General features: G+C 64.6%; 19 protein-coding genes. 9 read left to right on the forward strand and 10 right to left on the reverse strand.

Features of this window, described 5'->3' with window-relative positions; translation table 11 throughout:
- Window positions 1-143 precede the first annotated feature (143 nt).
- Genes waaF through AC0ZZU_RS07935 form a run of 7 tightly spaced genes read left to right on the forward strand, consistent with a single transcriptional unit; the run spans window position 144 to window position 7,104 of the window.
- Window positions 144-1,193 (forward strand): lipopolysaccharide heptosyltransferase II, encoded by a 1,050-nt coding sequence (gene waaF / locus AC0ZZU_RS07905; protein WP_476339947.1) that lies wholly within the window; start codon window positions 144-146, stop codon window positions 1,191-1,193.
- Window positions 1,194-2,252: a lipopolysaccharide heptosyltransferase I gene (gene waaC / locus AC0ZZU_RS07910; RefSeq protein ID WP_476339948.1), complete on the forward strand. Its 1,059-nt coding sequence runs from the start codon at window positions 1,194-1,196 to the stop codon at window positions 2,250-2,252.
- Window positions 2,252-3,376, forward strand: a complete 1,125-nt coding sequence (locus AC0ZZU_RS07915; protein WP_476339949.1) for a glycosyltransferase family 4 protein — start codon at window positions 2,252-2,254, stop codon at window positions 3,374-3,376. The genes waaC and AC0ZZU_RS07915 overlap by 1 nt, the downstream gene beginning before the upstream one ends.
- Window positions 3,373-4,179, forward strand: a complete 807-nt coding sequence (gene rfaP, locus AC0ZZU_RS07920; protein WP_476339950.1) for a lipopolysaccharide core heptose(I) kinase RfaP — start codon at window positions 3,373-3,375, stop codon at window positions 4,177-4,179. Before AC0ZZU_RS07915 ends, rfaP begins: the two co-directional genes overlap by 4 nt.
- Window positions 4,179-4,913, forward strand: a complete 735-nt coding sequence (locus tag AC0ZZU_RS07925; protein ID WP_476339951.1) for a lipopolysaccharide kinase InaA family protein — start codon at window positions 4,179-4,181, stop codon at window positions 4,911-4,913. The genes rfaP and AC0ZZU_RS07925 overlap by 1 nt, the downstream gene beginning before the upstream one ends.
- Window positions 4,910-5,662: a lipopolysaccharide kinase InaA family protein gene (locus tag AC0ZZU_RS07930; protein ID WP_476339952.1), complete on the forward strand. Its 753-nt coding sequence runs from the start codon at window positions 4,910-4,912 to the stop codon at window positions 5,660-5,662. Before AC0ZZU_RS07925 ends, AC0ZZU_RS07930 begins: the two co-directional genes overlap by 4 nt.
- Window positions 5,662-7,104 carry a lipopolysaccharide kinase InaA family protein gene (locus AC0ZZU_RS07935; RefSeq protein ID WP_476339953.1) on the forward strand — a complete coding sequence of 481 codons (1,443 nt, stop codon included), beginning with the start codon at window positions 5,662-5,664 and terminating at the stop codon, window positions 7,102-7,104. Before AC0ZZU_RS07930 ends, AC0ZZU_RS07935 begins: the two co-directional genes overlap by 1 nt.
- Before the next feature lie 52 nt (window positions 7,105-7,156).
- On the opposite strand, the gene AC0ZZU_RS07940 is transcribed toward AC0ZZU_RS07935, so the two are convergent.
- From AC0ZZU_RS07940 to AC0ZZU_RS07970, 7 genes are all read right to left on the reverse strand, one after another.
- Window positions 7,157-7,342 (reverse strand): hypothetical protein, encoded by a 186-nt coding sequence (locus AC0ZZU_RS07940; protein WP_476339954.1) that lies wholly within the window; start codon window positions 7,340-7,342, stop codon window positions 7,157-7,159.
- Window positions 7,339-8,457, reverse strand: coding sequence for a PepSY-associated TM helix domain-containing protein (locus AC0ZZU_RS07945; RefSeq protein WP_476339955.1), 1,119 nt, complete (start codon window positions 8,455-8,457; stop codon window positions 7,339-7,341). Before AC0ZZU_RS07945 ends, AC0ZZU_RS07940 begins: the two co-directional genes overlap by 4 nt.
- A gap of 18 nt (window positions 8,458-8,475) precedes the next feature.
- Complete coding sequence (locus tag AC0ZZU_RS07950) at window positions 8,476-10,899, reverse strand: TonB-dependent siderophore receptor (protein ID WP_476339956.1); 2,424 nt, start codon at window positions 10,897-10,899, stop codon at window positions 8,476-8,478.
- A gap of 132 nt (window positions 10,900-11,031) precedes the next feature.
- On the reverse strand, window positions 11,032-11,988 hold the full coding sequence (locus AC0ZZU_RS07955; RefSeq protein ID WP_476339957.1) for a FecR domain-containing protein: 957 nt from the start codon (window positions 11,986-11,988) through the stop codon (window positions 11,032-11,034).
- Window positions 11,985-12,503: an RNA polymerase sigma factor gene (locus AC0ZZU_RS07960; protein ID WP_476339958.1), complete on the reverse strand. Its 519-nt coding sequence runs from the start codon at window positions 12,501-12,503 to the stop codon at window positions 11,985-11,987. The genes AC0ZZU_RS07955 and AC0ZZU_RS07960 overlap by 4 nt, the downstream gene beginning before the upstream one ends.
- Window positions 12,504-12,598: 95 nt before the next feature.
- Window positions 12,599-13,309, reverse strand: coding sequence for a 3'-5' exonuclease (locus AC0ZZU_RS07965; RefSeq protein ID WP_476339959.1), 711 nt, complete (start codon window positions 13,307-13,309; stop codon window positions 12,599-12,601).
- Complete coding sequence (locus AC0ZZU_RS07970; protein WP_476339960.1) at window positions 13,306-15,243, reverse strand: putative nucleotidyltransferase substrate binding domain-containing protein; 1,938 nt, start codon at window positions 15,241-15,243, stop codon at window positions 13,306-13,308. The genes AC0ZZU_RS07965 and AC0ZZU_RS07970 overlap by 4 nt, the downstream gene beginning before the upstream one ends.
- 220 nt (window positions 15,244-15,463) lie before the next feature.
- Here AC0ZZU_RS07970 and AC0ZZU_RS07975 point away from each other — a divergent pair, with 220 nt between their 5' ends.
- A complete protein-coding gene (locus AC0ZZU_RS07975; protein WP_476339961.1) occupies window positions 15,464-15,910 on the forward strand; it encodes a response regulator in 447 nt (148 codons plus the stop codon).
- Window positions 15,911-15,952: 42 nt separating this feature from the next.
- Here the strand turns inward: AC0ZZU_RS07975 and AC0ZZU_RS07980 are convergent, their stop codons facing one another.
- Entirely contained in the window at window positions 15,953-18,130 is a 2,178-nt protein-coding gene (locus tag AC0ZZU_RS07980) for a malate synthase G (RefSeq protein WP_476339962.1), read from the reverse strand.
- A 324-nt stretch (window positions 18,131-18,454) separates the two neighbouring features.
- On the opposite strand from AC0ZZU_RS07980, the gene AC0ZZU_RS07985 reads away from it, so the two are divergent.
- The gene (locus tag AC0ZZU_RS07985; RefSeq protein WP_158461446.1) at window positions 18,455-18,973 is read left to right on the forward strand and encodes a glycine cleavage system transcriptional repressor; all 519 of its coding nucleotides are present in this window, start codon (window positions 18,455-18,457) and stop codon (window positions 18,971-18,973) included.
- A gap of 101 nt (window positions 18,974-19,074) precedes the next feature.
- On the opposite strand, the gene rarD is transcribed toward AC0ZZU_RS07985, so the two are convergent.
- Both rarD and AC0ZZU_RS07995 read right to left on the reverse strand, forming a co-directional pair.
- A complete protein-coding gene (rarD, locus tag AC0ZZU_RS07990; RefSeq protein WP_476339963.1) occupies window positions 19,075-19,962 on the reverse strand; it encodes an EamA family transporter RarD in 888 nt (295 codons plus the stop codon).
- 64 nt (window positions 19,963-20,026) lie between these two features.
- Window positions 20,027-21,001 carry a serine/threonine protein kinase gene (locus AC0ZZU_RS07995; protein ID WP_476339964.1) on the reverse strand — a complete coding sequence of 325 codons (975 nt, stop codon included), beginning with the start codon at window positions 20,999-21,001 and terminating at the stop codon, window positions 20,027-20,029.
- Window positions 21,002-21,006 lie beyond the last annotated feature (5 nt).

Here is a 21,006-nt window from a genome sequence, read left to right on the forward strand (position 1 = left end):
GAGGCCGCTCCTACGCTGGGCGATACCCCCAACTGCCCCCCGCAAGGCCCCGTGATACACTGCCGGCCACATAGCCTGAATATAAAGAGGGGAGGCCAGGTTGTCCTGTCGCCTGCGCCTCCCCGACCGTTTCTGGATAAAGCATGAGAATTCTGATCATTGGGCCTAGCTGGGTAGGCGACATGGTGATGGCGCAAACCCTGTTCCAGTGCCTGAAACACCGTCACCCCGAATGCGTGATCGATGTGCTGGCGCCCGACTGGAGCCGGCCGATCCTCGAGCGCATGCCCGAAGTTCGCAAGGCCTTGAGCTTTCCGCTCGGCCATGGCGCGCTGGAGCTGGGCACGCGTCGGCGCATCGGCAAGTCGCTGACGGGCCAGTACGACCAGGCGATCCTGCTGCCCAACTCGCTGAAATCGGCGCTCGTGCCGTTTTTCGCCGGTATTGCCCGGCGGACCGGTTGGCGCGGCGAGATGCGCTGGGGCCTGCTCAATGACGTGCGCAAGCTGGACAAGGCACGGTACCCGCTGATGATCGAGCGCTTCATGGCGCTGGCTTTCCCGGACGGCGCTGACCTGCCCACGCCTTATCCACGTCCGCGGCTGCGCATCGAAGGCGAGAGCCGTGACGCGGCCTTGGCCAAGTTCGGCCTGGCGCTGGACCGCCCGGTGCTCGCGCTGTGCCCAGGCGCCGAGTTCGGCGAAGCCAAGCGCTGGCCCTCCGAGCACTACGCACAGGTCGCCGAGGCAAAGATCCGCGAAGGCTGGCAGGTCTGGCTGTTCGGCTCGAAAAAGGACCACCCGGTCGGCGAGTCGATCCGCGACCGACTGATACCAGGCCTGCGCGAAGAGTCCGTCAACCTCAGCGGCGAGACCTCGCTCGCCGAGGCCATCGACCTGATGTCCTGCGCCGCTGCCGTTGTGTCCAACGATTCGGGCCTGATGCACGTGGCCGCCGCTCTCGACCGCCCACTGGTGGCGGTCTATGGCTCGACCTCGCCAGGTTTCACCCCGCCGCTCGCCGATCAGGTCGAGGTCGTGCGCCTGGGCCTGGAATGCAGCCCGTGCTTCGACCGCACCTGTCGCTTCGGCCACTACAATTGTCTGCGCCTGCTTGAGCCCGATGCCGTGATCACGGCGTTGCAGCGCCTCGAGGGGCCGGGACTGATCGATGTCCTGACCGAGGTCGACTAAGTGCGGGTACTGATCATCAAGACCTCGTCCCTGGGCGATGTGATTCACACCCTCCCGGCGCTCACCGATGCCGCCCACGCCATCCCTGGCATCCGCTTCGACTGGGTGGTGGAGGAAGGCTTCGCGGAGATTCCCAGCTGGCACCCCGCCGTCGACCAGGTGATTCCGGTGGCCATCCGCCGCTGGCGCAAGAACCTCTGGCAGACCTTCAAGAGCGGCGAGTGGCGTCAGTTCAAGCAGCGGCTGCGCGAGCGTCAGTATGACCTGGTGATCGACGCCCAGGGCCTGGTCAAGTCAGCCTGGCTGACTCGCTACGTCAAGGCGCCAGTGGCCGGGCTCGACCGCTACTCGGCCCGCGAGGGCTGGTCGAGCCGTTTCTACGACCGGCCCCTGTCGGTAGCCCTCGGCCAGCACGCCGTCGAGCGGGTACGCAAGCTGTTCGCCCTGGCCCTGGCCTATGACCTGCCCGAAGGACTGGGCGACTACGGCCTCGACCTGAACCGCCTGCAACTGCCACCCGCCGCGCCCTACGTGGTGTTTCTGCATGGCACCACCTGGGCCACCAAGCACTGGCCCGAGGCCTACTGGCGCGAGCTGGCCGAGCGCATGGGGCACAAGGGTCTGCAAGTGCGCCTGCCGTGGGGCAACCCTGCAGAGCAGGCGCGCGCCGAACGCATCGCCAAGGGCCTGGACAATTGTCAGGTACTGCCCAGGCTGAACCTGGCAGGCGTTGCCCGCGTGCTGGCTGCCGCCAAGGCCTGCGTCGCCGTGGACACTGGCCTTGGCCACCTGGCCGCGGCGCTGGATGTACCGACGCTGTCGCTGTTCGGCCCGACCAACCCGGGCCTCACGGGTGCCTATGGCAAGTCCCAGGTACACCAGGCCAGCACCTTCCCGTGCGCGCCCTGCATGCAGAAGAAATGCACTTACAAGCCGAGCGCCGAGGACCTGCGCCGGTACGATCTCAAACGCGAGTGGCCGCTGTGCTTCACTCGCCTGAATCCCGAGCATGTGGCGAGCCGCTTGAGCGCGTTGCTGCTGGCTGAGGATGTTCGTTGATGCAACTGGCTTTCGTGCTGTACAAATATTTTCCCTTCGGCGGCCTGCAACGCGATTTCATGCGCATTGCCCTGGAGTGCCAGAAGCGTGGCCACCAGATCCGCGTCTACACGCTGATCTGGGAAGGCGATATTCCGCCTGGCTTCGAAGTACTGGTGGCTCCGGTCAAGGCGCTGTTCAACCATCGGCGCAACGAGAAGCTCACCGCCTGGATGGAGGCGGACCTGGCCAAGCGCCCGGTCGACCGGCTGATCGGCTTCAACAAGATGCCGGGCCTGGACGTCTACTACGCCGCCGACGGCTGCTTCGAGGACAAGGCACAGAACCTGCGCCACAGCCTCTACCGCCGCTGGGGCCGCTACCGGCACTTCGCCGAATACGAGCGCGCGGTGTTCGCCAAGGATGCCCGCACCGAGATCCTGATGATCTCCGAGGTGCAGCAGCCGCTGTTCATCAAGCATTACGACACGCCGGTCGAGCGCTTCCACCTGCTGCCGCCGGGTATCTCCCAGGACCGACGTGCGCCGGCCAATGCCGGGCAGATTCGTGCGGAGTTCCGCAAGGAATTCGGTCTGGGGGATGACGATTTGCTGCTGGTGCAGATCGGCTCGGGGTTCAAGACCAAAGGCGTCGACCGTAGCCTCAAGGCCCTGGCAGCCCTGCCTGCGGCGCTGCGCAAGCGTACCCGGCTGATGGTCATCGGCCAGGACGACCCCAAGGTGTTCCAGCTGCAGAGCGCGGCCCTGGGCCTGGGCGATCAGGTGGAGTTCCTCAAGGGGCGCAGCGACATCCCGCGCTTCCTGCTCGGCGCCGACCTGCTGATTCACCCGGCCTACAACGAAAACACCGGCACCGTGCTGCTCGAAGCCCTGGTCGCCGGCCTGCCGGTGCTGGTCTCGGCGGTCTGTGGCTACGCCCACTACATCGCCGAGGCCGACAGCGGCCTGGTGCTCGACGACCCGTTCGAGCAGGAGCAGCTCAACCGCTATCTGCAACGCATGCTCGAAGATGGCCAGGCCCGCGCCGATTGGGGCCGCAACGGCCTGGCGTTCGCGGACACCGCCGACCTGTACAGCATGCCCCAGCATGCCGCCGACGTTATCCTGGCTCCGGAGCGCGCATGAAACTGATACTGGCCGAACCCTTCAAGCGCCTGTGGACCCAGCGCGATGCCTTCGAGGCCGTCGAGGCTCTGCAGGGCGAGGTATACCGCGAGCTGGAAGGCCGCCGCACCCTGCGTACCGAGGTCGAAGGCAGGGGTTACTTCGTCAAGATCCACCGCGGCATCGGCTGGGGCGAGATCTTCAAGAACCTGTTCACCGCCAAGCTGCCCGTACTCGGTGCCGGCCAGGAATGGCGGGCCATCGAGCGCCTGCACCAGGCGGGTGTGCCGACCATGACCGCCGTGGCCTATGGAGAGCGCGGGAGCAATCCGGCGGCGCAGCATTCGTTCATCGTCACCGAAGAGCTGGCGCCTACCGTCAGCCTCGAGGACTTCAGCCTGGACTGGCGCCGTCAGCCGCCTGCGCCACGCCTCAAGCGTGCGCTGATCGCTGAAGTGGCGAAGATGACCGGCACCATGCACCGTGCCGGGGTCAACCACCGCGACTGCTATATCTGCCACTTCTTGCTGCATACCGACCGGCCGGTAACGGCCGACGATTTCAAGCTGTCGCTGATCGACCTGCACCGCGCCCAGACCCGCCCGAGCATCTCGCGGCGCTGGCGCGACAAGGACCTGGCGGCGCTGTACTTTTCGGCGCTCGACATCGGCCTGACCCAGCGCGACAAGCTGCGCTTCCTGCGTGGCTATTTCCAGCAGCCGCTGCGCCAGGTGCTTGCCGAGGAAGCCGCCTTGATCAGTTGGCTCGAAGGCAAGGCGCAAAAGCTCTACGCGCGCAAGCAGCGGTATGGGGATGCGCTCTGATGGCGGGTTGGACACTGGCGCCAGGGTATGAGGCACTGGCGGCGGACTTCGGCAGCATCGATGCCGTGTTTGCCCTCCAGGGCGAACGCCTGACCCGCGACCCGCTCAGCGAGGTGATCCGCGTGCAGCGCGACGGCGTCAACTACTACGTCAAGCGCTATACCGGAGCCGGCAAGGGTCTGCGCCGCTACCTGGGCCGGCCGCGGATCAAGGCCGAATGGCAGAACCTCAAGCAATTCGCGAAGTGGGGCATTCCCACCGCCGAAGTGGTCGCCCATGGGCTTGAGCGCAACGGCCTGGCGTTTGGCCGCGGCGCCATGATCACCCGCGAGCTGCCACGTACCGAGGACCTGTCGGTGCTCGCCGAGCGCAACGATGCGCGCCTGGCCGACCGGGGCTGGGTCGATCACCTGAGCCGCCAGTTGGCCCGTCACACGCGGGTGATGCACGATCATCATTTCACCCACAACGACCTGAAATGGCGCAACCTGCTGGTCGATGACCGGGGCACGCTATTTTTCATCGACTGCCCGACCGGCGATTTCTGGCGCGGCTTCATGCTGCGCCACCGGGTCATCAAGGACCTGGCCTGCCTGGACAAGGTCGCCAAATATCACCTGTCGGCGACACAGCGCCTGCGTTTCTATCTGCAATACCGCGGGCACCAACGCTTGAACGCGGCGGACAAGAAACGCATCCGGCTCGTGGTGGATTTTTTCGAGGGACGCGAATGAGCGATTACCTGGCCAGCGCCGACGTGGCGCTGCTGCAACGTCATGGCCTGACCGAGTTCGACGCCCTGTGGGCGCTGCAGCTCGACGCCGTGGACGAGCCCAACACCGGGCGTGGCGGCTGGAGCAGCGTCTATCGCCTGGAGCTCGAAGGCAAGGGCTACTACCTCAAGCGCCAGAGCGACTACCTGACCCGCACCCTGCACAGCCCATTCGGCGAGCCGACGTTTGCCCGCGAGTTTCGCAACATCAGCCGCTACCAGCAGTTGCATATCCCGGCGTTGCAGGCAGTGTTCTATGGTGAGCGCAGGGTGGCCGGCGAGCGGCGGGCGATCCTCATGACCCGCGCGCTGGACGAGTGGAGCGATCTGGATGGCCTGCTCGGCCAATGGCCGCAGCTGGATGCCGCCCCGCGAGTGGGTATCCTGCAGGCCTGCGGACAGCTTGCGCGTACGCTGCACAAGGCAGGACAGGTACACGGCTGCTTCTACCCCAAGCATATCTTCCTGCGTGTGCGCAGCACTGGCTGGCAAGCGCAACTGATCGACCTGGAAAAAACCCGGCCATTGCTGTTTGGCCAGCGTGACCGGCTCAAGGACCTGGAGCCGCTGCTGCGCCGGGCGGGTGCCTGGAGCGAGGGGGATGTGCGCACCTTGCTCGCCGCCTACCTCGAGCAGCCAGCGGACAGTGCGCTGGTCGATACCTGGTTGCAGCGCCTGGTGCGCCGCCGACGTGAAAAAGAGGCCCGCTGATGCGTTTGTCTGAACTCAAGAACGCCGGGCGCGCCCCGGCGCTGCCGCTGTCGGTGTCCCTGGCCGATGCGGCCGGCCCTGCCGAACTGCAACTGCTCACCCTGTTGCGCGTGCTGCCGGGCCAGCGCTATGTCGGCGCCGGTATCTGGCGTGGGCGTACCGTGCTGGCCAAGCTGCTGGTCGGCGGCAACGCGCCGCGTCACTTCCAGCGCGAGCGCGACGGCGTGCGCCTGATGGCTGCCCAAGGCCTGACCACCCCGCAGCTGCTGGCTGAGGGCCTTGAACAGGGAGAGGGCGGCTGGCTGCTGTTCGAGTTTCTCGAAGACGCCCAGAGCCTGGGCGACGCCTGGGCCGAGGTCGAGGGCCTGCCGCCGCTGGCAGACGAGCAGCACGTCGTGCTTTGCGAAGCGCTGACGGCCGTGGCGCAGATGCACGCCAAGGGGCTGTGGCAGGACGACCTGCACCTGGACAACCTGCTGCGTCATGACGGCCGGCTTTACCTGATCGATGGCGCCGGGATCAAGGCCGAGCAAGCGGGACAGCCTCTGTCCCGCCAGCGAGTGCTGGAAAATCTCGGCGTGTTCTTCGCCCAGTTGCCCAAGCGCCTTGAACCGTTCATCGAAGAGCTGCTGGTGCACTATCTGCTGGCCAACGGCGAGCACGCCCTGCCGCTGGAGGCCTTGCAGAAACAGGTCGACAAGGTGCGCAGCTGGCGCTTGAAGGACTACCTCGACAAGGCTGGGCGCGAGTGCACGCTGTTCAGCGTCGAGCGCACGTTGTCGGGCCTGCGCGCGGTCCGCCGCAAGCAGTTGGATGCGCTGCTGCCGGTCCTGGAACAGGCCGATGCGCTGATCGACCAGGGTCACCTGTACAAGACCGGCGGCGCGGCCAGTGTGGCGCGGGTCGAGGTAGGCGGGCACCCGCTCGTGCTCAAGCGCTACAACATCAAGAACACCGCCCACTGGTTCAAGCGTTTCTGGCGCCCCAGCCGGGCCTGGCACTCGTGGATCGAAGGGCATCGCCTGGAGTTTCTCGGCATCGCCACCCCCAAGCCGCTGGCAGTGCTGGAGCAGCGGGTGATGGGCCTGCGCAGCCGCGCCTATCTCGTGACGGAGTACGCCGACGGGCCAGACCTGGTCGCAAGCTTTGCGCCTTATGTAGATAGCGGCGAGGTTCCAGAAGCGCAGTTGCAAGCCCTGCAACAACTGCTGCAACAGCTGATCCGAGAGCGCATCAGCCATGGCGACATGAAGGGCCATAATCTGTTCTGGCAGGACGGCCAGTGGTCGCTGATCGACCTGGACGCCATGACCCAGCACGCCACCAGCCTCAGCTTCGCTCCGGCCTTTGCCCGTGACCGGGCGCGGCTGCTGCGCAACTGGCCTGCCAGCAGCGCCCTGTATCAACGCCTGGATCAGCTTCTGCCGCGTATTACCGAGTAGAGGCCGGGCATGCTGCGCCGCCTCTGGCCAGCACGTGCGGTAGCCTGCTGGTTCAGCGCCTGCGTCCTGGCCAAAGCCCGCGCAGTCCCAGCACTGCAGGCACCCCCAGGCCAATCCACGACAGCGCATCCCATCCGCCATCGCCCAGCAGTGCGGCGAAAAGGCCCATGGCGCCCAGCAGGCCGATGACCAGCGGCCAGGCGAAGATGCGCCCGGTCGCCTGCGACTTGTGGCTCATGCCCGCGCCTCCCTCGCCTGGGGACGCCGCTGCTTGCCCCACCACAGGTAGACCCCGCTCCCCAGCACGATGATGGTCAGCACATCGAGCACTGCCCAGAGGATCTGCATTGGCCGGCCGCCGTAGTCACCGAAGTGCAGCGGCTGGGACAGGCCCATGGCGTCCATGTACCAGGGGCGCTCGCCAACAGCGGTGACGGCGAGCGTCCGAGCGTCGATGAGCACGGGTGTGAGCAGGTGCGAGGTAAGGTGGGTGCTGCCTTTCATGAACACCGCATAGTGGTGCTCGCTGGAAAAGCGTGTTCCGGGGAAGGCAATGAAGTCGGCCTGCATGCCTGGGACCGTCTCGTTGGCGATTTGCAGCAGGCGGCTGGCTGGCGCGCGTTCGGTCAAGGGTGGCGCGTCGCGGTAGGGCGCAACCATTGCTGCAAGGCTTTCGTTGCGCCAGGCGGCGATGACCAGGTCAGCGCAGGCGCTGATCACCCCGGTGACGCCGACTACCAGGGCCCACGTCAGGGTAACGATGCCGATCAGATTGTGCAGGTCGAGCCAGCGCAGGCGGCGGGATTTTTCGTGACGTACGGTAGCGAACTCGAGGCGGCGCATGAACGGCGCGTAAAGCACGGTGCCCGATATGATCGCGATGACGAACAGCAACCCCATGAACGCCAGCAGCAACTTGCCGGGCAGGCCGGCGAACATGTCCACATGCAGGCGTAGCAGGAACAGCATGATGCCGCCGTTGGCCGACGGCATGGCCACGGCTTCGCCGGTGCGGGCATCAAGCATGAAGGTGTGCGAGGAATTGGGCTCGGTGCCCGCGGTAGCCGCCATTATGGCGACCACGCCGTTGCGGTCGTCTTCGTCGTAGCCGAAGTACTGCATCACCTCGCCGGGGCGGTGTGCCTCGGCCTTGCGGACCAGTTGCTCGAGGTCCAGGTGCGGCGTGTCCGCAGGCATCTCGCGCAGTTCAGGCGCATCGCCGAGCAGGTGCTCCAGTTCGTGGTGGAAGATCAGCGGCAGGCCGGTCAAGGCCAGCAGCACCAGGAAGAGCGTGCAGATCAGGCTGGTCCAGGTGTGGACCACCGACCAGCGGCGGATGGTTAGGCTTTTCATGGTTGCCCCGGAGCTGCATCAGAACTTGTAGTTGACGCTTGCCACCACGTTGCGTTCGTCGCCGTAGTAGCAATAGTAACCGTCGCAGGTGGACAGGTAGTCCTTGTTGAAGACGTTCTTGGCGTCCATGGCAACCGTCACGCCTTTGAGTGTGTTGTTCAGGCGGCCGAGCTCATAGTGCACCGATGCGTCATAGACGGTGTAGGAGCCCACATGTCCCCAATCCGTATTGGTCGTGTTGCCGTAGGTGTCGCCCACGTAACGCACACCAACGCCTACCCCGAAGCCGTCCAGCGGGCCGGTGCGCCAAGTGTAGTCAGCCCAGGCCGTGGCCTGGTTACGCGGGACCTGGCTCATGCGCTTGCCTTCCTCGGCACTCGTGCCCTTGATGATCTCGCTGTCGTTGTAGGTGTACGACCCGATCAGTTTCAGGCTTTCGTTGACGTCGGAGCTGGCTTCAAGCTCCAGGCCGCGGACCCGTACTTCACCCACCTGTCGGGTGACGTTACCCTCGGTGACCGACATGTTTTCCTGGGTCAGGTCGAACACCGCTGCAGTCAGCAAGGTCGCGCTGCCAGGCGGCTGGTACTTGAGGCCCAGCTCGTACTGCTTGCCTTCGGTCGGCTTGAACGCATCGGTACTGTTGACCGTCGAGCCGGATGCAGCCTGGAAAGATTCCGCGTAGGAAATGTAGGGCGTGAGGCCATTGTCGAAGACATAGCTCAGCGCGGCGTTACCACTGAATTTCCTGTCGCGCTGGGTATTGGTCGCGTCACCCATGTTATGGAACGTGGTCCCGGTATGAACCCAGTCCTCGCGTCCGCCCAGGCTCAGGCGCCAGTTGTCCAGGGCCATCTGGTCCTGGATGTAGAGGCCGGTCTGCTGGGTCTTCTGCGTGTAGTCGTACATGTCGAGGAAGTCGACCTTGGAGAAGTCCTGACCGTAGACCGGGTCATGGATGTTGCTGGGCGGCACCCCGGCCGAACCCCACTGCCAGCGGGCATCGCTGGTCGACCGCTGGTGGTCGAGGCCCAGCAACAGGGTGTGGGCAATGGCGCCGGTCTGGAAATCGGCCTGGAAGTTGTTGTCCACGGCGAACTGGCTGATGTCCTCTTCCACGATGCCTGCGGTGCGCTGGACGGTGCCATCCTCGCCCACGGCCTCGTCTGGCCCCGCAGGCCAGATCGAGCCACCGGCGGTAATACCCTTGAAGTCCAGCTCGTTGCGGGTGTACCGCAGGTTCTGGCGGAACTGCCAGGTGTCGTTCAGGCGCGTCTCGAAGGCATACCCCAGTGCGTAGTAGGTGCGGTCGTAGGACTCCCAGTCCGGATCGCCCAGGTTCTTGTGGTGTGAGATCTTGCCGGCAGCGCTGCTGAGCTTGGTGCCCTGGAGCGGCAGGAACTGACCGGTGATGCCGGTATCGTCCCGGGTGTACTGCGAGATGAAGGTCAGCCTGGTGTCGTCGTTGATGTTCCACGTCAGGCTGGGCGCGACGTTGTAGCGCTTGTCGGGAATATGGTCGACCGGCGAGTTGCTGTCACGCACGGTACCGCTCAGGCGATAGAGGAACTGGCCTTGATCGTCGATATTGCCGGTGCTGTCGAAACTGATCTGCTTGTGTTCGTTGCTGCCGGCCTGCACTTCAACTTCGTGGCTAGCTTCGTACTGCGGGCGGCGTGAGGTCATGTCCAGCATCCCGCCGGGCGGGGTCTGGCCATAGACGGATGAGGCTGGGCCCCGCAATACGGCGACGCGTTCCAGGTTCCAGGGCTCGATTTTCGGGGTGGCATAGTTGCCCTTGGGCAGCGGCAGGCCATCGAGGAACTGGGTGGGCACGAAGCCACGAACCAGCAGCCAGTCGCTTCGCGAGTCGGAGCCATAGCCGCTGCTTTGTACCCCTGCGGTATAACGCAAGGCGTCATTGAGGTTGAGAACAGAGCGGTCTTCCATCTGCTGGCGAGTGACAACCGTCACGGAGCGAGGCAGCTCGGAGATGGCGGTATCGGTCTTGGTCCCAGCCGCCGTACGGCTCGCCACATACCCGCTCGCTGCGCCCCAGGCGCTTTCATAGCTGCTGCTGGCATCGATGCTGGTTTCCGGAAGGGCCAGGCTGCCCTCCGGCGTAGCGGCCAGGCTGTAACTGCCGGCGCTGCTCTGCTGCAGCTGCAGGCCAGTACCGCTCAGGGCGGCCTGCAGGGCGCCGAGGGCGTCGTGCTGGCCGGTGACCGGCGCGGAGGTACGTCCGCTGACGAGAGCGGGGTCCAGCGCGAGGGCGATACCGGCCTGGCTGGCGATCTGGTTCAGGGTGCTGGCCAGAGGGGCGCTAGGCAGGTCGTAGCCGCGCATGGCCGACAGATCGGCGGCGCAAAGCGCAGGGCTGGCCAGGGCAATGGCCAGGGCCATCAGGCTGGGACGCAGGTAAGTGACAACAGCACGGGACATGCAGCGGCTCCTAGACGGATAAGTGCGAACTGCTTCCTTGCCGAACGAGATCGAAAAAGTGTCAGGGGGCAGCTGCAAGTTTCAAGCTGCAAGCTGCAAGAAAAAGCTCGGTGGCTTGTAGCTTGCGTGCTGCTAGCGCGGCAGCACCGTTACCCACCACGGTGTGTGCTGCTCGACCTTCACCGGGAGCACCGGCAGCAGCGATGCCAGCGCCAGGTCGGTGTCGGTCAGGGGAAAACTGCCGGTCACGCGCAGATCGGCGACCTCATCGGCGACCCCCAGATGACCGCTGCGGTACTGCGCAAGGGTCGCCACCAGGTCAGCCAGACGGACGTTGTCGACCACCAGCATGCCGCGGGTCCAGGCATCGGCTCCGGCTGGCACCGGGGTGGCCTGACCAAGGCTGTCGGCGCTCATCAGCGCTTGCTGGCCTTCGCGCAGCACCTGTTCGTCGCCACTGTTGAGCGGTTGCGCGGCCACGGCCGACTGCAGCACTTCCAGGCGGGTGCCGTGGGCTTCGCGCTTGACCAGAAAACGCGTGCCCAAGGGCCGCAGGTGGCCATCGTCGGTGCGCACCACGAACGGGCGCGTGTCGGCATGGCCTGTCTCGATCGAGATCTCGCCTTGATGCAGGACAATCAGCCGCTGCCTGGCGTCGAACCGCAGGTCGACCGCCGAATGGGTGTTGAGGCTGATCAAGGTACCGTCCTCCAGGCGCAGCGTGCGCAGCTCGCCAGTGGCGGTGCGCTGGTCGGCCAGCCAGTACTGCGGTGAGAGCGACGGCGCGTCGGCCCAGGTGAGCAAGCTGACGATCAGCAGGACGCCGGCCAGGCCGCTGCCAAGCTTGCCGGCACGCCGGCGCAGGAGGGTGCGTGATTGCAGCAGCGCCTGGCGCGCGGGGCCGGCGGCGGCACTGACGCGCTGGTCGAGCATGCCCAGCTGCAGCCAGGCCCGCGCGTGCTCTTCGCTGGCGGCATGCCAGCGTATGAACCGGCCGCGCTCCTCGGCCGAGCCGCTGCCGTCGTCCAGGCACAGCTTCCAGGCGATCGCGGCGTCCAGCACCTGGGCCGATACCGGCGCGGAGCTCACGTTGGTTCCCCGTAGAGGGCGATGTAGCACTGGCGCATGCCCTGGGCCAGGTACTGGCGTACGCGCGACACCGATACGCCCAGGCGCTCGGCGATCTCGGCCTGACCCATGCCGTCGAGGCGGTAATGCAGGAACGCGGCACGGGCCTTGCTCGATAGTTTGCCGAGCAGGAGGTCGATGGCCTTGAGGTCTTCGAGGATAAGGTGCTGGATCTCGGGAGAGGGCTGGTCGGCCGTCGACATCAGCGCCAGCTCGGCCAGGTAGGCCTGTTCCAGTGCGGCCCGGCGGAAGTGGTCGAACAGCAGGCCGCGGGCGACGGCAACCAGAAAGGCACGAGGCTCGCGCGGTGCGCTGAGCTGGTCGCGGCCGAGCAGGCGTACGAAGGTATCCTGGCTCAGGTCTTCGGCGCGCTGTCGGCAGGCAGTATTGCGCCGCAGCCAGGCAAGCAGCCAGGCGCGGTGGTCGCGGTACAGCGCACCGACCAGCTCGGCGTGTGGACTCTGCACAGACGACACGACGTCCCCCGAAACAATGCGTTAACTAACGATAATTATTCGCGATTGTTGCAGAGGCAAGCCGTCGGTTGCAATCGACGCTTATCGGAATGCCATCACAGGCCGTGGTTCTGTACCTTGCGCCGGCGCCACTGTTGCAGACGCTGGCCAAGCTGCAATGGGCTATCGAGCTGCTGGCGGCGGGCCTGGCTGAACAGGATCAGCGCCAGCTCGGCCGTGACCTGGGCATCGGCGCCGGCATGGTGGCGGGCGGGTACCTGCAGGCCGAAGCAGGCGATCCAGTCATCCAGCCCCGCTTCACGCAGTACTACATCGGGGTTGAGCAGCGGTGCCAATTGCGCAACATCGAGAAACGAATTTTGCAGGCGATAGCCCAGGCTATCCTTCAAGGCACGACCCAGCATGTGCTCGTCAAAGGCCGAATGGAATGCCAGCACGGGGCTGTCGCCGATGAATTCCAGCAGGTCGGCCAAGGCCTCGGTCGGTTCGCACCCTGCCGCCAGGGCACTGGGGCCCAGGCCATGGATCAGCACGCTGGGATTGGTCTTCTGGGTGGGACGATGCAGGGTGCGCTCGAACTGCTGAGCAAAGTCGATCGCGCCGTCCTCTATAGCCACGGCGCCGATCGACAGCACCTGGTCACGATTGAGGTTGAGGCCGCTGGTTTCCAGGTCCAGCACTACCCAGCGCTGCTCGCGCAGTGAGTGCACGCCGAGCGGTGCGGGTTGCGGCAGCCGGGCCAGGCGCTGGCGCAGGGCATCGTCGAGTTCAGGCGCGGTAGGGCGCAGCCAGGCGAACAGGTTCATAGCTGGTACCGCAGGGCCAGGCTCGCTTGCAGGCGCAGGGCCTGGCGCAGCGACTCGCGCAGGATGCGCCGGTCCAGCTGGTTGAGGCTGTCCGGGTCCAGGCGGTTGGAGTACGGCTGGTTCTGTCGGGTCTGGCGCTGGTGTTGCTGCATGCGCGTCTGCTGGATGAAATGATAGGCCTCCTCATAGGCACCGCCGTCGAGTGGCTCGATAACGCCTTTGGCGACCAGCTGGCGCAGACGTTCAAGGGTATTGTTGGCGCTGATGCCATTGGCCAGCGCGAGCAGCCGCGCTCCATCGACGAAGGGCGTCAGGCCCTGGACCTTGAGGTCTAGGGTGGCTGCCTTGTCACCACCCTGACGGGTCAGCACGAACTCACGCAGCCGGCCTACCGGCGGACGCTGGCGCAAAGCATTATCGGCCATCATGCGCTGGAACAGACGATTGTCGGCGACCTGATCGAGAATGCCGCGGCGCAGTTGTTCGCAGGCCTGCTCGTCGCCCCACACCACCCGCAGGTCGAAATAGATGCTCGACGCCAGCAGATTCTCGGGCGTCGCTTCGCGGATAAACGCGCCAAAGCGCCGTGCCCACTCTGCGCGGGACAGGCACAGCTCGGGGTTGCCGGCCATCACGTTACCCTGGCACAGGGTAAAGCCACACTGGGCCAGGCTTTGGTTGATGAACTGCGCCAGGGGCAGCAGCTGTGCCCGGATCACACCGGCGTGGGCATCGTCACGGGCCTCGAAAAGCAGGCCGTTGTCCTGGTCGGTGTGTAATGTCTGCTCGCGGCGGCCCTCGCTGCCGAAACACAGCCAGCTGAAAGGAATACCTGGGTCGCCTTTTTCCTGCAGCGCCAGCTCGATCACCCGGCAGACGGTGTGATCGTTGAGCAGGGTAATGATTTGCGTGATCTGTGTGGCTGACGCACCATGGGCCAGCATGCGCTCGACCAGCTGGCCGATCTCGCCACGCAGCGACACCAGAACTTCCAGGCGCGGGGCATGGCGGATGGTGCGCGCCAGGTGCACCAGGTCGACCCGTTGCAGCGAGAACAGGTCACGCTCCGACACCACGCCACACAGCCGCTGGTTGTCCACCAGGCAGACGTGCGCGATATGCCGCTCGGTCATGGCCATGGCCGCATCGAACGCCGAAGCATCGGGGCTGAGATAAAAGGGTGCGGCGGTCATGTGCTGGCTGATCGGGGCGGTGAACTCGGCGCTGACACCGGCAACCAACTGGCGCAGGTCGCGCAGGGTGAAGATGCCGACCGGAAAGCGCTGTGCATCGACGATCACGATGCTGCCGACCTGTTGCTCGTGCATCAGCCGCACCGCCTCTCGCACCGGCATGGCGGGGTCGCACACTACCGGGTGGCGCATCGCCAGCTCGCCCAGGCGGGTGTTGAGCGAATACTGACTGCCCAAGGTTTCGACCGCGCGCCGCCGCACCTGCTGGTTGACCTGATCGAGCAGGCTGCTCACCCCGCGCAGGGCAAAGTCGCGGAAAACCTCGCACAGCGAGAACAGGCGGATGAACGCCGTCTTGTTCAGTTGGAGACAGAAGCTGTCTTCACCCGCCACATGCTCGGTGCGCGTTGCCCGTTCGCCAAGTAGCGCGGCAAGGGGGAAACACTCGCCTGTGGTGATTTCAAACGTAGTCTCCACGCCAGCGCGCGACACATGCTGGCGCTCGCCCACCACGCGGCCTTGCTTGACGATGTAGAAATGCTCGACGGGGCCGTCGGCGGGCCTGATGATGCTCTCGCCAGCGGCATAGAAACGCAGCTGGCACTGTTCGACCAGGAATGCCAGGTGGCTATGCTGCATCTGATTGAACGGCGGAAAGCGTTGCAGGAACTGCATCGTGCCCTGGATGTTCTGAAGAACGGCTGTTTTACCAGCCCGGCTGTAGGCGTCCATTGTGCTCATGAAACTGACCGCGGTTGTGTCGGCGCATGTACGCGGACATTGTTGTTCTAGAGCCCCCATGGTCGGCGGACCGCGTCGCGGTGCCCATTGGACGTAAGTCTAGATGTCGCCGTGGTGGCGGTTGGACGGGTTCGGTGTCAAATAGCCGACGAAAGGCAGTTTGCAAGGTATCGGTTTGAGGTCTGAACTTGATTCAAAGGGTTTTTTCTCTGGGATGGCCATGGCTGAGCACGACGACATACTGACTGACGCTGAACGCAAGGCGTTGGCCATGGTGAACGCACCCCCTGCATCGGCGCAGCAGGTGCTGATAGTGGACGACAACGCGGTCAACCGCGAGGCGCTGTGTCTCTACCTGAAAAGCAAGGGGCTCGACTGCATTGGTGCCGATGGCGCCCTGGCGGCTCTGGACTGTCTCCGGCGTGAGCCGCGCATCGGCGTGATGATCACCGACCTGCGCATGGTACCCGACGATGGCATCGAGCTGATCCGGCGCATCCGTGAGTCCGAGCGGGCTGCACTGTCGATTATCGTCGTGTCGGGAGAAACCGATGTGAAAGAGGCGGTGAACGTGATGCACCTGGGGGTGGTGGATTTTCTGCTCAAGCCGGTGGATCTGGGGAAACTGCTGGGGCTGGTGAGGAAGGAGCTGGGGCTGGAGGGTTGAAGGCAGGGCTGCCCCCACAAGGGGGAGCAGCCGCAGGATGCATCAGCCCTTGTGGCGCGCCTTGAACTCGCGGCGCCGACGGTGCAGAACTGGCTCGGTGTAGCCGTTCGGCTGCCTGGCACCTTCGATCACCAGTTCGACCGCCGCCTGGAAGGCGATATTGCTGTCAAAGTCCGGCGCCAGCGGGCGGTACAGCGGGTCGTTGGCGTTCTGCCGGTCGACCACCGCGGCCATGCGCTTCAAGCTCTCCATCACCTGATCTTCGCTGACCACGCCATGGCGCAGCCAGTTGGCCAGCAGCTGGCTGGAAATACGCAGCGTCGCGCGGTCTTCCATGAGGCCGACGTCGTTGATGTCCGGCACCTTGGAGCAACCCACGCCCTGGTCGATCCAGCGCACCACGTAGCCGAGAATGCCCTGGGCGTTGTTATCCAGCTCGTTGCGGATTTCTTCGTCGGACCAGTTGGTATCGGCGGCCAGCGGGATGGTCAGGATATCGTCGACCGACGCGGGTGCGCGTCGGGCCAGCTCGGCCTGTCGCGCTTGCACATCGACCTTGTGATAGTGCAGGGCATGCAAGGTCGCGGCGGTTGGCGACGGGACCCACGCGGTGTTGGCGCCCGCCAGTGGATGGGCGATCTTCTGTTCGAGCATCGCCGCCATCAGGTCCGGCATGGCCCACATGCCCTTGCCGATCTGCGCGCGGCCCTGCAGGCCGGTGGCGAGGCCCACGTCGACGTTGTTGTTCTCGTAGGCAGCGATCCACTTCTCGTTCTTCATGACGCCCTTGCGCACGACGGCGCCGGCTTCCATGGAGGTGTGGATTTCGTCGCCGGTACGGTCGAGGAAACCGGTGTTGATGAACACAACGCGTTCGGCAGCGGCCTTGATGCAGGCCTTGAGGTTGACCGTGGTGCGGCGTTCCTCGTCCATGATGCCGACCTTCAGGGTGTTGCGCGGTAGCTTGAGCACGTCTTCGACGCGGCCGAACAGCTCGTTGGTGAAGGCTGCTTCTTCGGGGCCATGCATCTTCGGCTTGACGATGTAGACAGAGCCGGTGCGGGTGTTCTTGCGGGTGGTGTTGCCGTTGAGGTTGTGCACAGCGGCCAGGTTGGTCATCAGGCCGTCGAGAATGCCCTCCGGCACTTCGTTGCCGTCCTTGTCCAGAATGGCGTCGATGGTCATCAGGTGGCCGACGTTACGCACGAACAGCAACGAACGGCCGTGCAAGGTGACCTGGCCGCCGTTGGGGGCAGTGTACTCGCGGTCCCGGTTCATGGTGCGGACGAAAGTCTTGCCACCCTTGCTGACGCTTTCGGACAGGTCACCCTTCATCAGCCCCAGCCAGTTGCGGTACACCACGACCTTGTCGTCGGCATCGACCGCGGCGACCGAGTCTTCGCAGTCCATGATGGTGGTCAGGGCCGATTCCATGAGGATGTCCTTGACCCCTGCGGCATCGGTGCTGCCAACCGGGGTGCTGGCATCGACCTGGATTTCAAAGTGCAGGCCGTTGTGCTTGAGCAGGATGGCGGTTGGCGCCGCTGCGTCGCCATGGAAACCGATCAGCTGTGCTTCATCGCGCAGGCCGCTCGTGTTGTCACCCTTGAGGGCGACCAGCAACTTGCCGCCTTCGATGCGATAGGCGCTGGCGTCGACGTGCGAGCCGTTTTCCAGGGGTGCGGCTTCGTCGAGGAAGGCGCGGGCGAAGGCGATGACCTTGTTGCCACGCAGCGTGTTGTAGCCTTTGCCTTTTTCGGCGCCGCCTTCATCGCTGATGGCATCGGTGCCGTACAGCGCATCATAGAGCGAGCCCCAGCGGGCGTTGGAGGCGTTGAGGGCAAAGCGGGCATTCATCACTGGCACTACCAGCTGCGGGCCGGCCATGCGGGCGATTTCTTCATCGACGTTTTGCGTCGTTGCCTGGAAGTCGTCGGCTGGCGGCAGCAGGTAGCCGATTTCCTGAAGGAAGCTCTTGTAGCCGGCAGCGTCAAAGGCCTGGCCTTTGCGCGCCTGGTGCCAGGCATCGATCTGCGCTTGCAGGGCGTCGCGCTTGGCCAACAGAGCTTTGTTCTTGGGAGCGAGGTCGTGGATGATTTTTTCCGCACCTGCCCAGAACTGCTCGGCGACGATGCCGGTCCCGGGAATGGCTTCGTCGTTGACGAAGTCGTACAGAACCTTGGCGACCTGAAGGCCACCGACTTGAACGTGTTCAGTCATTGCTTGCCTCACTCTGCTCAGCTATTTCGCTTCATCGTACAGAAATCGAAACGACGGTTTTGTAGTCCACGCGAAGGCATACTACATGATGCCTCACGCTTGTGAATATCAGACCAAAAGCGTCGTACTGCGACCCGTAGGTCGCTCGAAGTCACGCTGGGAGGAGTATGTTCGCAAATATCTTGTGGATTGTTCCAGATAAATCTCAAAACAGTACACGATTCTTTGAGTGATGCTCCTGCGGCAGGATGCCGCGCCTTGCCTATACTTTCCCGGCGTCGTGGAAAACTGTCTCGTCAAAGCCTGAGCGAAGAGGACTGGCCCGTGGATCATCTTGTACTCACTGTGATTGCCCCTGACAAGGCTGGCCAGGTCGAGCGTATTGCCGAGTGCATCGCCGACCACAATGGCAATTGGCTGGAGAGCCGCATGTCGCGGATGGCCGGACAGTTTGCCGGGATCCTGCGGGTGGCGGTGCCGGCCGAGTCCTACGACGGGCTGGTCGCCAGCCTGCAAGGCCTGCTTCGCCATGACATCCGGGTGCTCATCGCCGAGAGTGGCATCGAGCCGTCATGCACCTGGAAGCCGATCGCCATGGAACTCGTGGGTAACGACCGTCCAGGCATCGTGCGTGACATTACCCGGCTGCTGGCCGAGCAGGGCGTCAACCTGGAGCGCTTTACCACCGAGGTGCGTCCGGCGCCGATGAGCAGCGAGCCGCTGTTCCACGCGGACGCCTTGCTGGCCCTGCCGCTGACGTTATCGCTGGACGACCTGCAGCAACGGCTCGAAGCCTTGGCCGACGACCTGATGGTGGAGTTGAAGCTGCGTCCAGAAGAGTAGGACTTATCCCGGATACACGGGGACGAGGGTGTGGATAACCTTGGGAGATCGTGCTGCAGGCCACGTTTGCCGTGGCCTGCAGGGTTTTGTGTGTTTTTTGATCAGTTGCGGCGGCGCAGGCTCAGCCAGGCGTCGACACTGTAGATGGCCAGGCCTGCCCAGATGAACATGAAGGCCACCAGCGTGCTGGAAGACAGATGTTCACCAAACAACAGCGTTGCCTGCAGCAGCACCAGGGTCGGGGCCAGGTATTGCAAGAAGCCCAGGGTAGTGTAGGGCAAGTGCCGGGCGGCGGCGTTGAAGCACACCAACGGCACCAGCGTCACCGGGCCAGCTGCCATCAGCCACAAGGCCTGGCTACTGGTGTAGAAGTCCGCCTGGGCGCTGCCGACCTCAGGATGCAAAAGCAGCCAGCCAGCTGCCAGCGGCACCAGCATCCAGGTCTCCACCACCAGCCCAGGCAGCGCAGCGACCGGTGCCTGCTTGCGGATCAGCCCGTAGAAGCCAAAGCTCAGGGCCAATGCCAGGGACACCCAGGGCAGGCTTCCGACCTGCCATACCTGCTGGGCCACCCCCACCGCGGCCAGGCCTACCGCCAGCCATTGCAGGCGGCGCAGACGCTCGCCGAGCAGCAGCATGCCCAGCAATACATTGATCAGCGGATTGATGTAGTAGCCAAGGCTTGCCTCGAGCATGCGGCCGTTATTTACCGCCCAGACATAGGTCAGCCAGTTGCCAGCGATCAGCGAGCCGCTCAGGGCCAGCACGGCCAGGCGGCGCGGGTTGGCGCGCAGCTCGCCCCACCAGCCCGGGTGCTTCCAGAAAAACAGCACGATCGAGCCGAACAGCGCGGACCAGAGTACCCGGTGAACGATGATCTCGACCGCCGGAACGCTTTGCAAGACTTTGAAGTAGAGGGGGAACAGACCCCAGATGATGTAGGCGCTCAGGCCCAGGATGTACCCGCGGCGCGGGTTTGCGGCGTGCATGCAGATTCCTTGCTTAGGTCGCTAAGTATGGCGGCGCCTATTGTAGACAGAGTGTCTCGAGCTTCTAGAACAATTTGAGCGGCGCCTCATCCAGCGCAGCCATCTGCTCGCGCAGGGCCAGGATCTGGTCACCCCAGTATCGTTCCTGGCCAAACCAGGGGAAGCTGCGGGGAAACGCCGGGTCGTCCCAGCGACGTGCCAGCCATGCGCTGTAGTGCAGCTGGCGCAAGGCGCGCAAGGGCTCGATCAACGCCAACTGGCGCGGGTCGAAGTCGTGGAATTCGTTATAGCCATCCATCAGCTCGGCCAGTTGGCCCAGGCGCTCTTCGCGGCTGCCGGCAAGCATCATCCACAAGTCCTGCACTGCTGGACCCATGCGGCAGTCGTCGAGGTCGACGAGGTGATAGGCCTCGTCGCGGCACATCATGTTACCGGGGTGGCAATCGCCGTGCAGGCGGATGGTCTGGTGCGGAGTACGGGCATAGGCGTCCTCGACCCGCTTGAGCACATCGCGGGCAACCGACTCGAAGGCGGGCAGCAGGCTGTTGGGCACGAAGTTGCCGGCCAGCAGGGTGTCCAGCGAGGCGTGGCCGAAGTTGCTGATGGTCAGCGCTTCACGGTGCTCGAAAGGACGGGTGGAACCGACGGCGTGCAGGCGGCCCAGTAACTGGCCCAGGCGATACAGCTGGTCGAGGTTGCCCGGTTCTGGAGCGCGGCCCCCACGGCGAGGGAAGAGGGTGAAGCGAAAGCCCTGGTGCTCGAACAGCGTCCGGCCCTCGTGCGCGATAGGCGCGACGACAGGCACTTCGCATTCGGCCAGTTCGGCGGTGAAGCTGTGTTCTTCAAGGATGGCGGCATCGGTCCAGCGGCCCGGACGGTAGAACTTGGCGATCAGCGGCTGCTCCCCTTCGATGCCGATCTGGTAGACCCGGTTTTCATAGCTGTTGAGCGCCAGCACCCGCGCGTCGCTGAGCAGGCCGAGGCTTTCCACGGCGTCCAGGACCAGGTCGGGGGTGAGGGTATCGAAGGGATGGGACATGGTGG

Source organism: Pseudomonas sp. JE3303 (genome assembly GCF_056312565.1).

What these genes read in the sequence shown, in the direction of transcription:
- AC0ZZU_RS07975 (WP_476339961.1), top strand. Translation starts at nt 15,464, where the DNA reads ATGGCTGAGCACGACGACATACTGACTGACGCTGAACGCAAGGCGTTG.
- AC0ZZU_RS07970 (WP_476339960.1), bottom strand. Translation starts at nt 15,243, where the DNA reads ATGAGCACAATGGACGCCTACAGCCGGGCTGGTAAAACAGCCGTTCTT.
- AC0ZZU_RS07930 (WP_476339952.1), top strand. Translation starts at nt 4,910, where the DNA reads ATGAGCGATTACCTGGCCAGCGCCGACGTGGCGCTGCTGCAACGTCAT.
- AC0ZZU_RS07965 (WP_476339959.1), bottom strand. Translation starts at nt 13,309, where the DNA reads ATGAACCTGTTCGCCTGGCTGCGCCCTACCGCGCCTGAACTCGACGAT.
- AC0ZZU_RS07980 (WP_476339962.1), bottom strand. Translation starts at nt 18,130, where the DNA reads ATGACTGAACACGTTCAAGTCGGTGGCCTTCAGGTCGCCAAGGTTCTG.
- rarD (WP_476339963.1), bottom strand. Translation starts at nt 19,962, where the DNA reads ATGCACGCCGCAAACCCGCGCCGCGGGTACATCCTGGGCCTGAGCGCC.
- AC0ZZU_RS07915 (WP_476339949.1), top strand. Translation starts at nt 2,252, where the DNA reads ATGCAACTGGCTTTCGTGCTGTACAAATATTTTCCCTTCGGCGGCCTG.
- AC0ZZU_RS07995 (WP_476339964.1), bottom strand. Translation starts at nt 21,001, where the DNA reads ATGTCCCATCCCTTCGATACCCTCACCCCCGACCTGGTCCTGGACGCC.
- waaF (WP_476339947.1), top strand. Translation starts at nt 144, where the DNA reads ATGAGAATTCTGATCATTGGGCCTAGCTGGGTAGGCGACATGGTGATG.
- AC0ZZU_RS07940 (WP_476339954.1), bottom strand. Translation starts at nt 7,342, where the DNA reads ATGAGCCACAAGTCGCAGGCGACCGGGCGCATCTTCGCCTGGCCGCTG.
- AC0ZZU_RS07945 (WP_476339955.1), bottom strand. Translation starts at nt 8,457, where the DNA reads ATGAAAAGCCTAACCATCCGCCGCTGGTCGGTGGTCCACACCTGGACC.
- AC0ZZU_RS07950 (WP_476339956.1), bottom strand. Translation starts at nt 10,899, where the DNA reads ATGTCCCGTGCTGTTGTCACTTACCTGCGTCCCAGCCTGATGGCCCTG.
- AC0ZZU_RS07935 (WP_476339953.1), top strand. Translation starts at nt 5,662, where the DNA reads ATGCGTTTGTCTGAACTCAAGAACGCCGGGCGCGCCCCGGCGCTGCCG.
- AC0ZZU_RS07925 (WP_476339951.1), top strand. Translation starts at nt 4,179, where the DNA reads ATGGCGGGTTGGACACTGGCGCCAGGGTATGAGGCACTGGCGGCGGAC.
- rfaP (WP_476339950.1), top strand. Translation starts at nt 3,373, where the DNA reads ATGAAACTGATACTGGCCGAACCCTTCAAGCGCCTGTGGACCCAGCGC.